Raw genomic sequence first — 15,455 nt, 5'->3', positions numbered from 1 at the left:
GCGGGTCCGCCGGCCGGTTCAGCCGCCCAGCGAGGCGCGCAGCCGCTCGGCGTCGGTGGCTGGCGCGTCGCAGGTGAAGTTGCGGCAGACGTAGGCGGCGGGCGCGCCGCCCACCAGGGGCCGCCCGGCCAGCAGCGGGAACTCATCACTGCCCTCGGTGCCGACGGCGACGACCGCGCCCGGCGCGGTGCCCAGCAGGGCCGTGCGGTGCAGGGTCCGGGTCGCCTCGTCGTCGAGGGCGGGGCCCACCACGGCGACCTCGCGCGGCCCGTCGAGCAGCGCCTCGGCGACGGCGAGCCCCCAGCCGACGAAGCGGGGCACGCGCGGGCCGAGCGCCTTCACCACGCCGAGGGCGCGCTCGGCGGCGGTGCGATGCGGCTCGGAGCCGGTGTGGGCGGCGTAGGACAGCAGGGCGCCCGCGGCGGCGGTCCAGCCCGACGGGGTGGCGTTGTCGGTGGGGTCCTGGGGGCGGCGGATCAGCCGCTCGGCGTCGGCCGCGGTGTCGTACAGCGAGCCCGCCTCGTCGGTGAACCGGGTCAGGACGTGGTCGAGGAGCAGCCCGGCGAAGTCCAGCCAGACGCCCTCGCCGGTGACGGAGGCGAGCGCCAGGAAGCCCTCGGCGACGTCGGCGTAGTCCTCCAGCACCCCGGCGTGGGCGCCCGCCTGCCCGTCCTTGCTGGTGCGGGTGAGGCGGGCGTGGTCGTCGAGGTGCAGCCGGACCAGGAGGTCGGCGGCGGCGACGGCGGCGTCGACCAGGTCGGGGCGGTCGAAGCAGGCGCCGGTCTCGGCGAGCGCGGCGATCGCCAGGCCGTTCCAGGCGGCGACCACCTTGTCGTCACGGCCGGGAGCGGGCCGCCGCGAGCGGGCGGCGAGCAGCCGCTCCCGGACGGAGGCGATCCGCCCGGCGTCGAAGACCCCCTCGTGCTGCGGGAGCTGGAGCACGGACGCGCCGTGCTCGAAGGTGCCCTCCTCGGTCACGCCGAAGTACGGGGCGGCGAGGTCGGCGTCCGCCTCGCCGAGCACCTCCCGCAGCTGCGCGGGCGTCCACACGTAGTAGGCGCCCTCGACGTGCTTCCCGGTGCCGTCGTCGCTGTCGGCGTCGAGCGCGGAGGCGAACCCGCCCTGGTCGGTGCGCAGTTCGCGCACCATGAAGTCGGCGGTCTCCAGGGCCACCCGGCGGGCGAGCTCGGAACCGGTGGAGCGCCAGAGGTGGGTATACACCCGACACAAAAGCGCATTATCGTACAGCATCTTCTCAAAATGGGGCACGACCCAGTCACGGTCGACGGAGTACCGGGCGAAGCCGCCGCCGAGCTGGTCGTAGATGCCGCCGCGGGCCATCCGCTCGCAGGTGTCCCGCGCCATCTGGAGGGCGCCCTCGGCGCCGGTGCGGGCGTGGTGCCGCAGCAGGAACTCGATCACCATGGACGGCGGGAACTTCGGCGCCCCGCCGAACCCGCCGCGCTGCGGGTCGTACTCCCGGGTCAGCCCGAGCAGCGCCTGCGCGAGCTCCGCCTCGCCCGGCGCCTGGGCGTCGCCGTAGGAGATCTCCCGTCCGGCGAGCTCGCGGACGATGTTGCCCGCCACACCGGTGACCTCCTCCCGCCGCTCGGTCCACGCCTGGTGGACGCCCTGGAGCACCTGGCGGAAGGACGGCATGCCGTGCCGGGGCGCGGGCGGGAAGTAGGTACCGAAGTAGAACGGCTCGGCGTCCGGCGTGAGGAAGACCGTCATGGGCCAGCCCCCGTGCCCGGTCGCCGCCTGCACGGCCTCCATGTAGACGGCGTCGACGTCGGGGCGTTCCTCACGGTCGACCTTGACGCTGACGAAGTGCGCGTTGAGGTAGTCGGCCGTGGCCCGGTCCTCGAACGACTCGTGCGCCATCACATGGCACCAGTGGCAGCTGGAGTACCCGACGCTCAGCAGCACGGGCAGGTCCCGCCTGCGCGCCTCCTCGAACGCCTCCCGCGACCAGGGCCACCAGTCGACGGGATTGTCGGCGTGCTGAAGCAGGTACGGGGACGTCTCGTGCGCCAGTCGGTTCGGCATGGTGTCCATCCTGCCCCAGTACCCGCCTCCCGCCCGACGGCACACCGCCGCACCCGCCGTCCGTCCCCTCCCCGCGGGGGGACGCGGCCGGCGGGCGCGGCGCATCGGCATGGTGCCCGGCCGCCTCCCCGGTCGGGTGAGGGGGAAGCCCGGAAGGCGAGGGGTGAAGGTCGCCGCGGCACGGAGCCGGGCCGCGGCGGACGGCCCGGCACGGGGTGCCGGGTCCGGACCGGATCAGCCCTTGGCGGGGGCGCTCCCGGCGTCCGTGCCCGGCTCCGTGTCCGGGGCCGCGGCCTCCTTGAAGTCGACCTTGCCCATGTGCCTGTTCATCGACTTCATCAGACCCCACACCGCCAGGGCCATCACCGCGAAGACGATGAAGCCGAGGACACCGGGGGTGACCTTGTCCTTGTCGACCTCGGCGAGGGTGACGAGGTGCGTCATTGCCAGGCTTGCGCTTGCGCTCATGTCAGGCATTGTCCCGGATGCCCGCGAAGAGGTCGTCCTCGGGGAGGGAGGTGTCCACGAGGGACTTCGCGAGCTCGTACTCCTCCGTGGGCCAGACCTCCTTCTGGATCTCCATCGGCACCCGGAACCAGCCGCCGTCGGGGTCGATCTGCGTGGCGTGCGCGATCAGCGCCTTGTCGCGGATCTCGTAGAAGTCGGCGCAGGGCACGTGCGTGGTCAGCGTGCGCTCGGGACGGTCGGACTCGTCCCACCGCTTGAGCCACTCGCCGTAGGGCGACTCCAGGCCGCGCTCGATCATCGCCTGGTGCAGCGCCTCGGTGCGGGGCCGGTTGAAGCCCTGGTTGTAGTACAGCTTCAGCGGCTGCCAGGCCGGGCCGTACTCGCCCTCGGGGTACTTCTCCGTGTCCGTCGCGCCCTCGAACGCCACCATCGTGATCTTGTGGGTCATGATGTGGTCCGGGTGCGGGTAGCCGCCGTTCTCGTCGTAGGTGGTGATCACCTGGGGACGGAAGGAGCGGATCTTCCGCACCAGCTCGCCGGCCGCCTTGTCGACGTCCTCCAGGGCGAAGCAGCCCTCCGGCAGCGGCGGCAGCGGGTCGCCCTCGGGCAGGCCGGAGTCGACGAAGCCGAGCCACTCCTGCTTGACGCCGAGGATCTCCCGGGCCTCGTCCATCTCCTTCTTGCGCACCTCGTGGATGTGTTCCTCGATGTAGGCGTCGCCCTGGAGCTTGGGGTTGAGGATGGAGCCGCGTTCTCCGCCCGTGCAGGTCACCACCAGCACGTCCACCCCCTCGGACACGTACTTCGCCATGGTGGCCGCGCCCTTGCTCGACTCGTCGTCGGGGTGGGCGTGGACGGCCATCAGTCGCAGCTGGTCAGTCAAGACTCAATCCTCGGTCAGTCGGCGCCCTGTGTGTCGGCGCAGTCCAATAGGTGCCGCCCCGAGGGGCGTCCGCGAGGGGCGGCGGTCGGGTGGCAGTCGGGGGCTTCTATAGTGACCGAATCGGAGGACGAATAATTCCGGAGCGGGGCTCCGGGGCCTCTTTCGGGACATCCCGTCCCGCTCCTGCCGAGAGGACGATCATGAGCACGGCGAGCACGCGACTTCCCGAGGGCCGCTACGGCCGCTCCTCGGACGAACGGGCCGACCGCACGCTCAAGACCGTCGGCGCCGTCCTGGCGGTGCTGCTGCTGGCACTGGTCGGCTACTTCGGCTACCACTACGTCGGCAAGAACGAGATCAGTGCCGAAGTGATCGGCTTCGACATCTCCGAGGACGCGGTCAAGGTGCGTCTGGAGGTCCGCAAGGACGCCGGCGCCGACGGCTACTGCACCCTGCGCTCCCAGGCGGAGAGCGGCGAGGAGGTCGGCCGGGCCGACTTCCGCTTCGGCGGGGAAGCCACCCGCCTCGACCGGGTCGTCACGCTCCGTACCAAGGCCCAGGGCACCACGGCCGAGCTCCTCGGCTGCCACGCCGACTGACGTTGCCCGGAATACGTACGCCCTGACCTGCGTTGACGCACATCTGGGGGCTTATGTCCTCCCCCTTTGGCCCCTGAATTGTTAGGCTCGTGGTTTCGCCCATCCGTGGAGGAACATTCTTCTGGGTAGGGCGATGCTTTGTATTCCCAGTACCTACGAGGAGCACCTGTGACCCAGACCAGCGAGAACGTCACCTGGCTGACCCAGGAGGCGTACAACAAGCTCAAGGACGAGCTTGAGTACCTTACTGGTCCCGCGCGCACGGAGATCGCCGCGAAGATCGCCGCCGCGCGCGAGGAGGGCGACCTGCGTGAGAACGGCGGGTACCACGCGGCCAAGGAGGAGCAGGGCAAGCAGGAGCTCCGTGTGCGCCAGCTGACCCAGCTCCTCGAGAACGCCAAGGTCGGCGAGCCGCCGGCGTCCAACGGCGCGGTGGCGCCCGGCATGGTGGTCACGATCGCCTTCGACGGTGACGAGGACGACACGCTGACCTTCCTGCTCGCCTCCCGCGAGTACGCGAGCTCCGAGATCGAGACGTACTCGCCGCAGTCCCCGCTGGGCGGTGGCGTCATCGGCCACAAGGTCGGCGAGAACGCGGAGTACGAGCTGCCGAACGGCAAGACGGCCTCGGTGAAGATCCTCAAGGCCGAGCCGTACAACGGCTGACGGACCTACGACGGCCCCTGGCGTCCCCGGTGTCCCCGGGTGACGCCGGGGGTCGCTTCACGCCGTCAGCGCGGTCAACGCGGTCAGCGGCGCGGGGCCGCCCGGTACGGGCCGGCGAGCCCGCCGCGCGGCCCGTGTCCCGGACCGCCGTCCCGCGTGCCCGAGACCGCCGCCCCGCGTTTCCCGGACCGCCGCCCCGCGTGTCCCGAACCGCCGCTCCGCGTGTCCCGAACCGCCGCCCCGCGCCGCCGACCGGCCCGCTCAGGCCATGACCGTGTAGCCCGCGTCCCGCAGCGCGCGGCCGACCTCGGCGCAGTGCACCGGACCCTTGGTCTCCAGGTGCAGCTCCACCTCCGCCTCCGTGAACCCGAGCCGCGGATCGGTCCGTACGTGGCTGACGTCCAGGACGTTGGCGTCCGCCGCCGACAGCACGCCCAGCAGTGTGGCCAGGGCGCCCGGCCGGTCCGTCAGGCGCAGGCGGACGGCCAGATAGCGGCCCTGCGCGGCCATGCCGTGGCGCAGCACCCGCTGCATCAGGACCGGATCGACGTTGCCGCCGGACAGCACCGCGACGACCGGCCCCTCGAAGGCGCCCGACGCGCTCAGCAGGGCCGCGACCGGGCTCGCCCCGGCCGGCTCGACGACCAGCTTCGCCCGCTCCAGGCACAGCAGCAGCGCGGCCGACAGCTCGTCCTCGGTGACCGTGCGGACCTCGTCCACCAGATCGCCGACGATGCCGAACGGCACGTCGCCGGGCCGCCCGACCTTGATGCCGTCGGCCATCGTCGCCGGGTTGCGCACCGGCACCGGGCGCCCGGCGGCCAGCGACGGCGGGTACGCCGCCGCGCCCTCCGCCTGGACGCCGACGATCCGCACATCCGGCCGGATCTCCTTCACCGCCACCGCGATCCCGGCCGCCAGCCCGCCGCCGCCGATGCCGACGACGATCGTGCGCACCTGGGGGCACTGCTCCAGGATCTCCAGGCCGACCGTGCCCTGGCCGGCGATGACGTCGGGGTGGTCGAAGGGGTGGATGAAGACCGCGCCGGTCCCGGCCGCGTACTCCTGCGCGGCGGCCAGCGTCTCGTCGACGACCTGGCCGTGCAGGCGCACCTCCGCGCCGTACTCGCGCGTCGCGCTGATCTTCGGCAGCGGGGCGCCCTTCGGCATGAACACCGTCGACCGCACGCCGAGCAGCGACGACGCCAGGGCTACTCCCTGCGCGTGGTTCCCGGCGCTCGCGGCGACCACCCCGGCGGCCTGCTCCTCCGGCAGCAGCCCCGCGATCCGGACGTACGCGCCGCGCAGCTTGAACGATCCCGTCCGCTGGAGGTTCTCGCACTTGAGATGCACCGGCGCGCCGATCAGCTGGGACAGATGCCTGCTGCCCTCCATCGCCGTCACCCGCGCCACGCCCGACAGGATCTTCCGGGCGCCGCGCACGTCGTCGAGGGTGACGGGACGCGGGGTGGAGGCCGTGCTGTAGCTCATGGCTCCAGCATCGCAGTTCACCGTCGCGGAAGCGGGGAGTGACCAAACCGCGGGATCCGCATCGCGCAGCGCCGGTACGCCCCGCCTCCCGGCCGCGTACCCTGTCCCCCAACCAGCAGCCCTCCACGAAGTGAGCCTCCGGCCATGCCCACAACACCTGACATGACGGACCTGACGACCGTCGGTGACAGCGGTCTCCTCGACACGCTGCAACACGAGGTGGCGGTGTTCGCCCGCCGAGCCGAACAGACCCGCCTCGGCGGAGTCGGGCAGGTGCGCAACTCGATGGACCGCGCCGCGTACCTGCTGCTCAACCGGCTCGACAAGGAGGGGCCGATGGGCGTCAAGGCGCTCGCCGCGAGCATGGGGATCGACTCCTCGACCGTCACGCGGCAGGTGGCGCCGCTCGTCGACACCGGACTCGTCAAACGCACCTCGCACCCCGAGGACGGGCGCGCGGTGGTGCTCCAGCTCTCCCCGCGCGGGGCCGCGCGCCTGGAGGAGGTGCGCTCCTCCAGGCGGCAGCTGATGGCGGAGCTGACCCGGGACTGGGCGCCGGAGGAGCGCGAGGCGTTCTGCGCGCTCCTCACGCGCTTCAACGGCGCGCTGTCCGCGCGGATGGCGCTCCAGGGCGTACCGGGTTCCGAGGCGGCCCCGGCCTCCTAGACGCCACCGGTCCCCCGGGCTCCCCGAGCCCCGGGTTCCGCTTGCCGCCCGGCTCTTGACCTGCGGCCCGCCCAGGGCCTCCCATGAGACCGGGTCCCGCGTCGCGGGCGGGCACGTCCCGCACCCGGCCGGGGTCCGTCTTCCCCAGGTTCGCTCAGTTCCCTCAGGTTTCCCTCGGGTTCCCCCAGGGACGCCCTCAGGCGGGAGGCGCGGTGCGAGAACGGCATGCGGCCCGGGACGCCCGCCGGGCGGCGGAGTTCCGGACCTTCGTCGCGGGCGCGGCGGGGCGGCTGCTGCACACCGCCACCCTGCTGACCGCGGAGGCGCCCGGCGACAACCCGCGCGCGCGGCGCCTGCTGACCCTCGCCCTGGCGCACACCTACGCCCGCTGGGACGGCCTGCGCGGTGAGGACGGCGAGGACCCCTACGACCGGGCCCGCCGGTATCTGGCGACCCGCTTCGCCCACGGGGTCCAGCGCCGCCACGGCGTCTTCGGCCGCGCCCGGCCCCGCCCCCGCGGCCCGCTGGCCCGGCTGACCGCGCGGGAACGGCTGATCCTCGTCCTCAGGCTGTACGAGGGCGTCGCCGAGGAGCAGACGGCGGCCCTGCTGGGCCTGACCGGGGAACACGTCCGCACGGTGTGCGACCGGGCGGCGGCCACGGTGCTCCACCCGCCCCGGGAACCCGCGCCGGCGGCACAGCGGGAGACGGCGGCCGGGGCGGCGGCGTCATGAGGCCCCCGCGCGCGTGCGCCGGCGCCCCGCGGCGGCCCGGCACCGGGCGGCGGTGCCCGTGAACCGGGCGGAGCGGGAGGCGGCCGTCCGGCGGATCATGCGGGAGTCCCCGCCACGGGTGCCGCCGGAGCTGTACGCGGACGCGCTGCGCCTCGGCCGGCGGATGCTGAGGCGCCGGGTGGCGGCCCGGCGCCTGATGTGGCTGCTGCTGTGCGCGGCGGCGCTGGCGTTCACCGTGTGGGCGGTGACCGCCTGGGAGCGGCCGCCGTCGGAGACGACCCCGCCCCTGCCGGGCTGGTGACCGGGCCGTCGGCCCGCTCCCGGAACAGCTAGCCGAGCGCCTGCTGGAGATCCTCCAGCAGGTCGTCGGCGTTCTCGATGCCGACGGACAGACGCACCAGATCGGCGGGCACCTCCAGGGCGGAACCCGCCGCCGAGGCGTGGGTCATCCGGCCCGGGTGCTCGATGAGCGACTCCACGCCGCCCAGGGACTCGCCGAGCGTGAACACCTTCGCGCGGTCGCAGACCTCGACGGCCGCCTCCTCGCCGCCCTCGACGCGGAACGACACCATGCCGCCGAACGCCCTCATCTGCTTGGCGGCGATCTCGTGCCCGGGGTGCTCCGGCAGTCCCGGGTACAGGACGCTCGTCACGCGCGCGTGCCGGGTCAGCATCTCGGCGACCTTGGCGGCGTTCTCGCTGTGCCGGTCCATGCGCACGGCGAGCGTCTTGGTGCCGCGCAGCACCAGCCAGGAGTCGAAGGGCCCGGCGACCGCGCCCATCGCGTTCTGGTGGAACGCCAGCTCCTCGCCGAGCTCCGGGTCGGAGACGACCAGCGCGCCGCCGACGACGTCGGAGTGGCCGCCCATGTACTTGGTCAGCGAGTGCACGACGACGTCCGCGCCGAGCGAGAGCGGCTGCTGGAGGTACGGCGTGGCGAAGGTGTTGTCGACGACCAGCCTGGCGCCCGCGTCCCGGGTGACCTGGGCGACGGCGGCGATGTCGGTGATGCCGAGCAGCGGGTTGGAGGGCGTCTCCACCCACACGGCCTTGGTCTTCGGGGTGAGGGCCGCCCGCACGGCGGCGGGGTCGCCGCTGTCGGCCACCGACCACTCCACGCCCCAGCGGGAGGCGACCTTGGCGAAGAGGCGGAAGGTGCCGCCGTAGGCGTCGTTGGGGATCACCACGTGGTCGCCGGGGCGCAGCAGCGTGCGCAACAGGCAGTCCTCGGCCGCCAGTCCGGACGCGAACGCGAGACCCCGGCGGCCGCCCTCCAGAGCGGCCAGGTTCTCCTCCAGCGCGGTGCGGGTCGGGTTGGCGCTGCGGCTGTACTCGTAGCCGCCGCGCAGACCGCCGACGCCGTCCTGCTTGTACGTCGACACCTGGTAGATCGGCGGGACGACCGCGCCCGTCAGGGGATCGGCGGTGTTGCCCGCGTGGATCGCGAGCGTCTCGAAGTGCTGACTGATGTGCCTGTCGCTCATGGGCCCGAGCGTAGTGGGCGAGCGGCCCCGGCGGGTTTTCCACAAGGCCGCCGCACGGGTTGGCCAATTGTCGGCGCGGTCTGGTTCGCTGGAGACATGGAGATTCTCTGGGTCCTGATGGCACTGGTCATGCTCGGCTTCGTGCTGCTGCCCGTCCTGCGGCGTCGGCGCGGCCTGCTCGAGCAGGTGCCGCCCGGCCATCCGGACGCCGCCGACCCCGCGCACTACGGATTCGTGCGCGAGGAGGAGCTCGACGTCCGCCTGCCCGGCCCCGACGAGGACCTGCTGGACGTCCTGGACGTCGTCCAGCGGACCCAGGACTACCGGGCGGCGCGGCAGCTCCTGGCCGGTACGGAGGCGGAGGGCGAGCTGCGCTGGCAGCGCGTGCAGGCGTTCGCGGGCGCCGCGTCGCTGGAGCTGCGGCAGCGGCCCGGCGGGGTGAGCGAGGCCCCGGGCGGGCAGTGGCTGCGGGTGTGGCGGACCGAGGCGCCCAAGGACCCCGGGGGCGCGGCGGTGCACGCCGAGTTCCTGGTGCAGCAGGCGTGGCGCACGTCGACGCCCGGCACGGACGAGTTCCGGATCATCATGGAGGAGGCGAGGGCGGCGTGCGGCGACGCGGCGCTGCTGGCGCCCGGCGACCCGGTCCCGTACGTCATCGAGCTGTCGGTGGCCCGTGGCCTGGGCTACTCGCGCGAGGAGTTCGAGCAGCTCTGGCTGAAGATCCTCGACCGCGCCCCGGCGCACATGGGCGCGCATCTGGCCGCGCTGCACTACTGGTGCGAGAAGTGGCACGGCTCCCGCGAGCTGGCGTACTCCTTCGCGGAGGCCGCCGCGGCCCGTGCGCCCCGGGGCTCGCTGCTGGCCGCGATGCCGCTGTTCGCGGTCTTCGAGCACCTCCCCGAGGTCAATCTGGTCAGCGGCTTCTACCAGAGCGAGGTCGTGCGGAAGGCGGTGCACGGCGCGCTGCACGCGGTCCACTCGGCCCGCGCCGACGATCCGATGCTCCCGCACGTCCGCCACCTGCTGGTCTTCTTCCTGGTCCGCGGTGAGCGCTGGGCGGAGGCCATGAACCAGCTCATACACATCGACGGCCACGTGGGCGCCCTGCCCTGGACGCTGTCCCCTGACCCGGCGGCCGAGTTCGCCGTGTACCGGGCGATGGCGGTGGCGGGCTTCGAGGCCAACGGCGGCAGCCCGGCGAGCCTGCCCCACTGAGCCCCGGGCGGGCCCCGCCGCGGGTCCCGCCCGGCCGGGGCGGCGGCCGGAATTCCGCCCGCTCCCCGCACGTTGTTCCGTGCGTCGCCCCGATTGGAGACCGCATGTTCCTGTCCCGCCGTACGCCCCAGCTCCCGACCCCCGAGCAGGCGCTGCCCGGCCGCCCGGAGCCGGCGTTCACGGTCCCCGACCGCCACACCGTCCTCGGCACCCCGCTCCTCGGCCCCTACCCCGAGGGTCTGGAGACCGCCGACTTCGGCCTGGGCTGCTTCTGGGGTGCCGAGCGCACGTTCTGGCAGCTCCCGGCGGGAGTCTGGACCACCCTGGTCGGCTACCAGGGCGGCTACACGGAGAACCCCACCTACGAGGAGGTCTGCTCGGGCCTGACCGGCCACACGGAGGCCGTCCGCGTCGTCTACGACCCGAAGGTGATCTCCTACGAGCGGCTCCTGAAGACCTTCTGGGAGTCCCACGACCCCACGCAGGGCTTCCGCCAGGGCAACGACGTCGGCACCCAGTACCGCTCGGCGATCTACACCCACACCCCCGCCCAGGCCGCGGCGGCCGAAGCCTCCCGCACCGCCTACCAGCGGGTCCTGACCGCCTCGGGCCACGGCCCGATCACCACGGAGATCCTCCCGGCCGAGGGCCGCCCGTTCTACCCGGCCGAGGCATACCACCAGCAGTACCTCGACAAGAACCCGGCGGGGTACTGCGGCATCGGCGGGACGGGCGTGTCCTGCCCGGTCGGCGTCGCCCCGGCACCGGAAGCAGCGAACGAGTAGGCGCAAGTCGCGCTCGCCTGGCCTGAGCCGCCTCTCCGTGGTCCCCGGTCATCATCCGTTCGCCCAGGGACCACACACGTTCGCGTCCGGCACCAGCCGTACGGAGATCGTTTTCGGATATCCCGGGTGTCGCTCCTGGTCGTCCAGACAGCGGGTGCTGCGCTGACGTCGACGGCCGCCGGGCGGGCTCGGCCGTCTGACGTAGGCCGCCGGGGCGGACGGTCCGGCCGTCACGTCGGCGGGACCCCGGTGGTCACGTCCAAGTGGTGGTGGAAGGCGGCGCGGCCCGTGGGCGTCAGCCGTACGACGCGGGAGCCCTCGGCGGGTACGAGCCAGGACTCGCGCAGCGCGTGGTGGAAGACGGCGGCCGCCACCGCACCCGCCAGGTGGGAGCGGCCCTCGGTCCAGTCGAGGCAGGTGCGCACATGCGGTGTCGGGTCCTGGGCGATGCCCAGGTCCCGTAGCCAGGCGGCGCCGGCCGGGGTGAGGGCCGGGCCGGACTCCCAGCTCAGCAGCGCCCGCTCGGTCATCGCGTCGGTGATCGCCACGGCCAGGGAGCCCCCCAGGTGGTCGTAGCAGACGCGGGCGAAGCCCAGGGCGCGGTACTGGCGGGCGGCGGTGAGCGAACGGACCGGGACGAGTCGTTTGGGTGCCCGCGCCGCCAGGGCCTCGATCATCTCGGCGGCACCGGAGTCCGCGAGGCGCACATGGCGGTGCCGCCCCGCGCGCTCCTCGGTCAGCAGCCCCCCGGCCACCAGGCGGTTGAGGTGACCGGTCGCCGTCGAGGGCGCGACACCGGCCAGGCGCGCGAGCTGCGTCGCCGTCCAGGCGCGGCCGTCGAGCAGCGCCAGGCAGAAGGCGGCACGCGTGCGATCGGCCAGCAGCGCCGCCAGGAAGGCGATGTCGGGTTCCTCGGCATGGACGCCGGGGCTGTCGGGGCTGGTCACCCCGCCATTGTCGGCGACCGTCGCTTCGGCGTCCGCCGAAACGTCACGCCCCTAGCGTCGTGGGCATGGCGATCGAAACCCATCGAGTGATCCGGCCGAGCATCCTCTACTTCGGCACGCCCGTGGTCCTGCTGACCACGGAGAACGACGACGGCAGCGTCAACCTGGCCCCGATCTCCTCCGCCTGGGCGCTGGGACGGCATGTCGTCCTGGGCCTGGGCGCGGAGAGCCAGACCGCGCGCAACCTCGCGGCCCGGCCCGATCTGGTGATCAACGTGGCGTCACCGGAGCTGTGGGAGAAGGTGGAGCGCCTCGCGCCGCTCACCGGTGCCCACCCCGTGCCGGAGAGCAAGCGCGCGGTCTACCGGTACGAGCGGGACAAGTTCGGCGCGGCCGGGCTCACCCCGGCCGGATCGGACCTGGTGAGACCGCCGCGCGTCGCCGAGTGCGCCCTGCAACTGGAGGCGCGGGCCCGTGCGCTGACACCGGGCGGGGCGGGGCTGTTCTTCAGCGTCGAGTGCGAGGTGCTGCGGGTGCACGCCGACGAGCGCATCGTCGTGCCGGGCACCCAGCACATCGACCCGGCCGTCTGGAGCCCGCTCATCTACAACTTCCGTCACTACCACGGCCTCGCCCCGGAGGTGGGCCACGGGTTCCGCTCGGAGACGGCGGGGGTCGCGGCGGGCGCCGCCTGACGGCCGCACCGCGTCGGACGGCGGCGGGCGGCGCCCGTCTCCGGGCGGATCGGCGGGAGTGTCAGCCGCCGCTGCCGTAGGGCCTGGTCAGGATCTCCAGGCGGTGGCCGTCGGGGTCGTCGAAGTACAGGCCCCGGCCGCCGTCGTTGTGATTGATCTCGCCGGGCCGGTGGCGGTAGGGGTCCGCCCAGTAGGTCAGCCCCGCCTCCCGGACCCGGGCGAAGATCACGTCGAAGTCGTCCTCCGAGACCAGGAACGCGTAGTGCTGGGGCGTGATCTCACCGTCGGTGTCGAGGAAGTCGAGGGTGACGCCGTTGGGGATCTCGACCGGGAGGAAGGGGCCGTAGGGCGGCCCGACCTCCAGTCCGAGGAGTCCGGCGAGGAACCGCGCCGATGCCTCCTTGTCGTGCGCGGCGACGATGGTGTGGTTCAGCTGGACGGTCATCGTGTGAGCCTCCCTGCTGCCGCAGCGCGGCCCTCGGCTCGCGCCATCGGCTCCTGGCTGGTACGGCTCTCACCACGCTATGCGGTCCGCCCGGGCCGCCTCATCCGCCCGTGGATGTGACCGCCCCCCGCCTTTCGTCCTCGGTCCGGCGCCGTACCGGTGGCGGACGGCCGGAAGGCCCCGGCGCGGGCGAATTCCAGGGCCTTCCGGCGGGCGGCGCCCCGGCTCAGATCGTCGCCGTGTCGATCACGAACCGGTAGCGGACGTCGCTGGCGAGCACCCGCTCGTACGCCTCGTTGATCTCCGAAGCGGCGATCAGCTCGATCTCCGCGCCGATGCCGTGTGCGGCGCAGAAGTCCAGCATCTCCTGGGTCTCGGCGATGCCGCCGATCATGGACCCGGCGAGGGACTTGCCGCCGCCGATGACCGAGAACAGGTTCAGGGAGACCGGCTCCTCGGGGGCGCCCACGTTGGCGAGGGTGCCGTGGGTCTTCAGCAGCGACAGGTACGCGCCGAAGTCGAGCGGGGCGGAGACGGTGGAGACGATCAGGTCGAAGGTGCCGGCCAGCTCCTCGAAGGTCTTCGGGTCGCTGGTGGCGTAGTAGTGGTCGGCGCCCAGCTTCAGGCCGTCGTCCTTCTTGCGCAGCGACTGCGACAGCACGGTCACCTCGGCGCCGAGCGCGTGCGCGATCTTCACGCCCATGTGGCCGAGGCCGCCGAGGCCGACGATCGCGACCTTCCTTCCGGGGCCGGCGCCGAAGCGCTTGAGCGGGGAGTAGAGGGTTATGCCTGCGCACAGCAGGGGCGCGGCGGCGTCGAGGGGCAGGCCCTCGGGGATGCGGACGACGTAGTTCTCGTCGACGACGATCTTCTGGGAGTAGCCGCCGTAGGTCGGCTCGCCGTCCCTGCCGATGCCGTTGTACGTCGGGACGTTGCCCTGGACGCAGTACTGCTCCTGGCCCGCCTGGCAGTTCTCGCAGGCGCGGCAGGAGTCGACCATGCAGCCGACGCCGGCCCGATCGCCGACCTTGAACCTGGTCACGGCGGAGCCGACCTCGGTGACGATGCCCGCGATCTCGTGGCCGGGGACCATCGGGAAGATCGCCTCGCCCCAGCCCTCGCGGACCTGGTGGATGTCGGAGTGGCAGATGCCGGCGAACCTGATGTCGATCAGGACGTCGTGCGCACCGACCTCGCGCCGCTCGATGGTGGTGCGCTCCAGCGGAGCCTTGGCGGCGGGGGCGGCGTACGCGGCAACAGAGGTGGTCATGCCGGGGGTCTCCTAGCGGGGTCGTGCGCGCCCGGCTGCCTGTCGGCCGGGCAATGGCCTCCAGCCTGCCGGACGCGCGGACATCCACCCAGGTCACGGCTCTGCGTACGTCTGCGGTTCCTACCACTGGCGAGGTCAGGCTCGTATGCGTACGACCAGCAATACTGGAGTGCATGGACGTACAGGAGACCGGCGGCGGCCTGGACCGGCGTGCCGAGCTGAGCGAGTTTCTGCGCACCCGGCGGGCCCGGCTGAAGCCGGAGGACGTCGGTCTGCCGCAGCTCGGCCGGTACCGCCGGGTGCCGGGGCTGCGCCGGGAGGAGCTGGCGCAGCTCGCCGGGGTGTCCGTGGCGTACTACACGCGGCTGGAGCAGGGCAACGGGCAGAACGTGTCGGCGGAGGTGCTGGACTCGATCGCGCGGGCGCTCAGGCTGAGCGACGCCGAGCACCAGCATCTGGTGCACCTGGCGAAGCCGAAGCGGCACCGGAGGAAGGCGGTGGCGCGCACCCAGCAGGTCCGGGTGGCGCTGCGGCAACTGCTGGAGTCGATCGACGGCGTGCCGGCGTACGTGGTGGGGCGGCGTTCGGACGTCCTCGCCTGGAACCGGATGGCGGCGGCCCTCTTCGGCGACTGGGGCAGGCTGCCGGCGCCGGAGCGGAACTGGGCGCGGCGGGTGTTCCTGGACCCGGCCTACCGGGAGCTGTTCGTGGACTGGGAGGGCAAGGCGGCCGACATGGTCGGCTATCTGCGCATGGACGCCGGCTGCCACCCGGACGACCCGCAGCTGTCCGCGCTGGTCGGGGAGCTGTCGGTGAAGAGCGAGGAGTTCCGGCGGCTGTGGGCGGCGCACGACGTGAAGGAGAAGACGCACGGTGAGAAGCGGCTGCGGCATCCGCTGGTCGGCGAGGTGACCCTGTACTTCGAGACGTTCCGCCCGGCCGACGACGGGGAGCAGTCGCTGATCACGTATCACGCCGAGCCGGGCTCCGCGTCGGCGGACGCGCTGCGGCTGCTGGCGAGCTGGGGGTCGGACGCGGCGGCCGTACGGACGGGCTGA

The 15,455-nt window shown here is 73.1% G+C and carries 17 protein-coding genes; 9 read left to right on the top strand and 8 right to left on the bottom strand.

Translation table 11 applies throughout. The features are described from left to right. Positions 1-18: 18 nt before the first annotated feature. The 3 genes from AB0L74_RS23010 to mca form a co-directional block, all read right to left on the bottom strand. Positions 19-2,049: a thioredoxin domain-containing protein gene (locus AB0L74_RS23010; RefSeq protein WP_365655319.1), complete on the bottom strand. Its 2,031-nt coding sequence runs from the start codon at positions 2,047-2,049 to the stop codon at positions 19-21. A gap of 234 nt (positions 2,050-2,283) precedes the next feature. After that, a complete protein-coding gene (locus AB0L74_RS23005) occupies positions 2,284-2,526 on the bottom strand; it encodes a hypothetical protein (RefSeq protein WP_365655316.1) in 243 nt (80 codons plus the stop codon). After that, the gene (gene mca, locus AB0L74_RS23000; RefSeq protein ID WP_365655313.1) at positions 2,519-3,400 is read right to left on the bottom strand and encodes a mycothiol conjugate amidase Mca; all 882 of its coding nucleotides are present in this window, start codon (positions 3,398-3,400) and stop codon (positions 2,519-2,521) included. The genes AB0L74_RS23005 and mca overlap by 8 nt, the downstream gene beginning before the upstream one ends. Positions 3,401-3,600: 200 nt before the next feature. Here mca and AB0L74_RS22995 point away from each other — a divergent pair, with 200 nt between their 5' ends. Then, the gene (locus tag AB0L74_RS22995) at positions 3,601-3,999 is read left to right on the top strand and encodes a DUF4307 domain-containing protein (RefSeq protein WP_365655311.1); all 399 of its coding nucleotides are present in this window, start codon (positions 3,601-3,603) and stop codon (positions 3,997-3,999) included. A 168-nt stretch (positions 4,000-4,167) separates the two neighbouring features. Further along, positions 4,168-4,665, top strand: a complete 498-nt coding sequence (greA, locus tag AB0L74_RS22990) for a transcription elongation factor GreA (RefSeq protein WP_365655308.1) — start codon at positions 4,168-4,170, stop codon at positions 4,663-4,665. A gap of 261 nt (positions 4,666-4,926) precedes the next feature. On the opposite strand, the gene ilvA is transcribed toward greA, so the two are convergent. Continuing rightward, a complete protein-coding gene (ilvA, locus tag AB0L74_RS22985; RefSeq protein ID WP_365655305.1) occupies positions 4,927-6,156 on the bottom strand; it encodes a threonine ammonia-lyase in 1,230 nt (409 codons plus the stop codon). A 144-nt stretch (positions 6,157-6,300) separates the two neighbouring features. On the opposite strand from ilvA, the gene AB0L74_RS22980 reads away from it, so the two are divergent. From AB0L74_RS22980 to AB0L74_RS22970, 3 genes are all read left to right on the top strand, one after another. Further along, a complete protein-coding gene (locus AB0L74_RS22980) occupies positions 6,301-6,822 on the top strand; it encodes a MarR family transcriptional regulator (RefSeq protein WP_365655302.1) in 522 nt (173 codons plus the stop codon). Positions 6,823-7,034: 212 nt separating this feature from the next. Continuing rightward, positions 7,035-7,556, top strand: a complete 522-nt coding sequence (locus AB0L74_RS22975; RefSeq protein WP_365655299.1) for a sigma factor-like helix-turn-helix DNA-binding protein — start codon at positions 7,035-7,037, stop codon at positions 7,554-7,556. Between the two features lie 58 nt (positions 7,557-7,614). After that, positions 7,615-7,857: a hypothetical protein gene (locus AB0L74_RS22970; RefSeq protein WP_365655481.1), complete on the top strand. Its 243-nt coding sequence runs from the start codon at positions 7,615-7,617 to the stop codon at positions 7,855-7,857. Between the two features lie 28 nt (positions 7,858-7,885). On the opposite strand, the gene AB0L74_RS22965 is transcribed toward AB0L74_RS22970, so the two are convergent. Continuing rightward, the gene (locus AB0L74_RS22965; RefSeq protein WP_365655297.1) at positions 7,886-9,040 is read right to left on the bottom strand and encodes a cystathionine gamma-synthase; all 1,155 of its coding nucleotides are present in this window, start codon (positions 9,038-9,040) and stop codon (positions 7,886-7,888) included. 96 nt (positions 9,041-9,136) lie between these two features. Here AB0L74_RS22965 and AB0L74_RS22960 point away from each other — a divergent pair, with 96 nt between their 5' ends. Next, positions 9,137-10,255: a hypothetical protein gene (locus tag AB0L74_RS22960; RefSeq protein ID WP_365655294.1), complete on the top strand. Its 1,119-nt coding sequence runs from the start codon at positions 9,137-9,139 to the stop codon at positions 10,253-10,255. 104 nt (positions 10,256-10,359) lie between these two features. Next, positions 10,360-11,040, top strand: a complete 681-nt coding sequence (gene msrA, locus AB0L74_RS22955; RefSeq protein ID WP_365655290.1) for a peptide-methionine (S)-S-oxide reductase MsrA — start codon at positions 10,360-10,362, stop codon at positions 11,038-11,040. Between the two features lie 230 nt (positions 11,041-11,270). Here the strand turns inward: msrA and AB0L74_RS22950 are convergent, their stop codons facing one another. Further along, the gene (locus tag AB0L74_RS22950) at positions 11,271-11,987 is read right to left on the bottom strand and encodes a winged helix-turn-helix domain-containing protein (protein ID WP_365655286.1); all 717 of its coding nucleotides are present in this window, start codon (positions 11,985-11,987) and stop codon (positions 11,271-11,273) included. A 65-nt stretch (positions 11,988-12,052) separates the two neighbouring features. Here AB0L74_RS22950 and AB0L74_RS22945 point away from each other — a divergent pair, with 65 nt between their 5' ends. Next, positions 12,053-12,682: a flavin reductase family protein gene (locus AB0L74_RS22945; RefSeq protein WP_365655283.1), complete on the top strand. Its 630-nt coding sequence runs from the start codon at positions 12,053-12,055 to the stop codon at positions 12,680-12,682. 61 nt (positions 12,683-12,743) lie between these two features. Here the strand turns inward: AB0L74_RS22945 and AB0L74_RS22940 are convergent, their stop codons facing one another. Continuing rightward, positions 12,744-13,127: a VOC family protein gene (locus AB0L74_RS22940; protein WP_365655280.1), complete on the bottom strand. Its 384-nt coding sequence runs from the start codon at positions 13,125-13,127 to the stop codon at positions 12,744-12,746. A 226-nt stretch (positions 13,128-13,353) separates the two neighbouring features. Beyond that, on the bottom strand, positions 13,354-14,397 hold the full coding sequence (locus tag AB0L74_RS22935; protein ID WP_365655277.1) for an NAD(P)-dependent alcohol dehydrogenase: 1,044 nt from the start codon (positions 14,395-14,397) through the stop codon (positions 13,354-13,356). A gap of 173 nt (positions 14,398-14,570) precedes the next feature. Here AB0L74_RS22935 and AB0L74_RS22930 point away from each other — a divergent pair, with 173 nt between their 5' ends. Continuing rightward, a complete protein-coding gene (locus AB0L74_RS22930; protein WP_365655274.1) occupies positions 14,571-15,455 on the top strand; it encodes a helix-turn-helix transcriptional regulator in 885 nt (294 codons plus the stop codon).

It is taken from the genome of Streptomyces sp. NPDC052020 (assembly GCF_040680575.1).
GTDB lineage: Bacteria > Actinomycetota > Actinomycetes > Streptomycetales > Streptomycetaceae > Streptomyces.
Note: the sequence above shows the minus strand (reverse complement) of the source record. Positions and strands in the feature narration are given on the sequence as shown.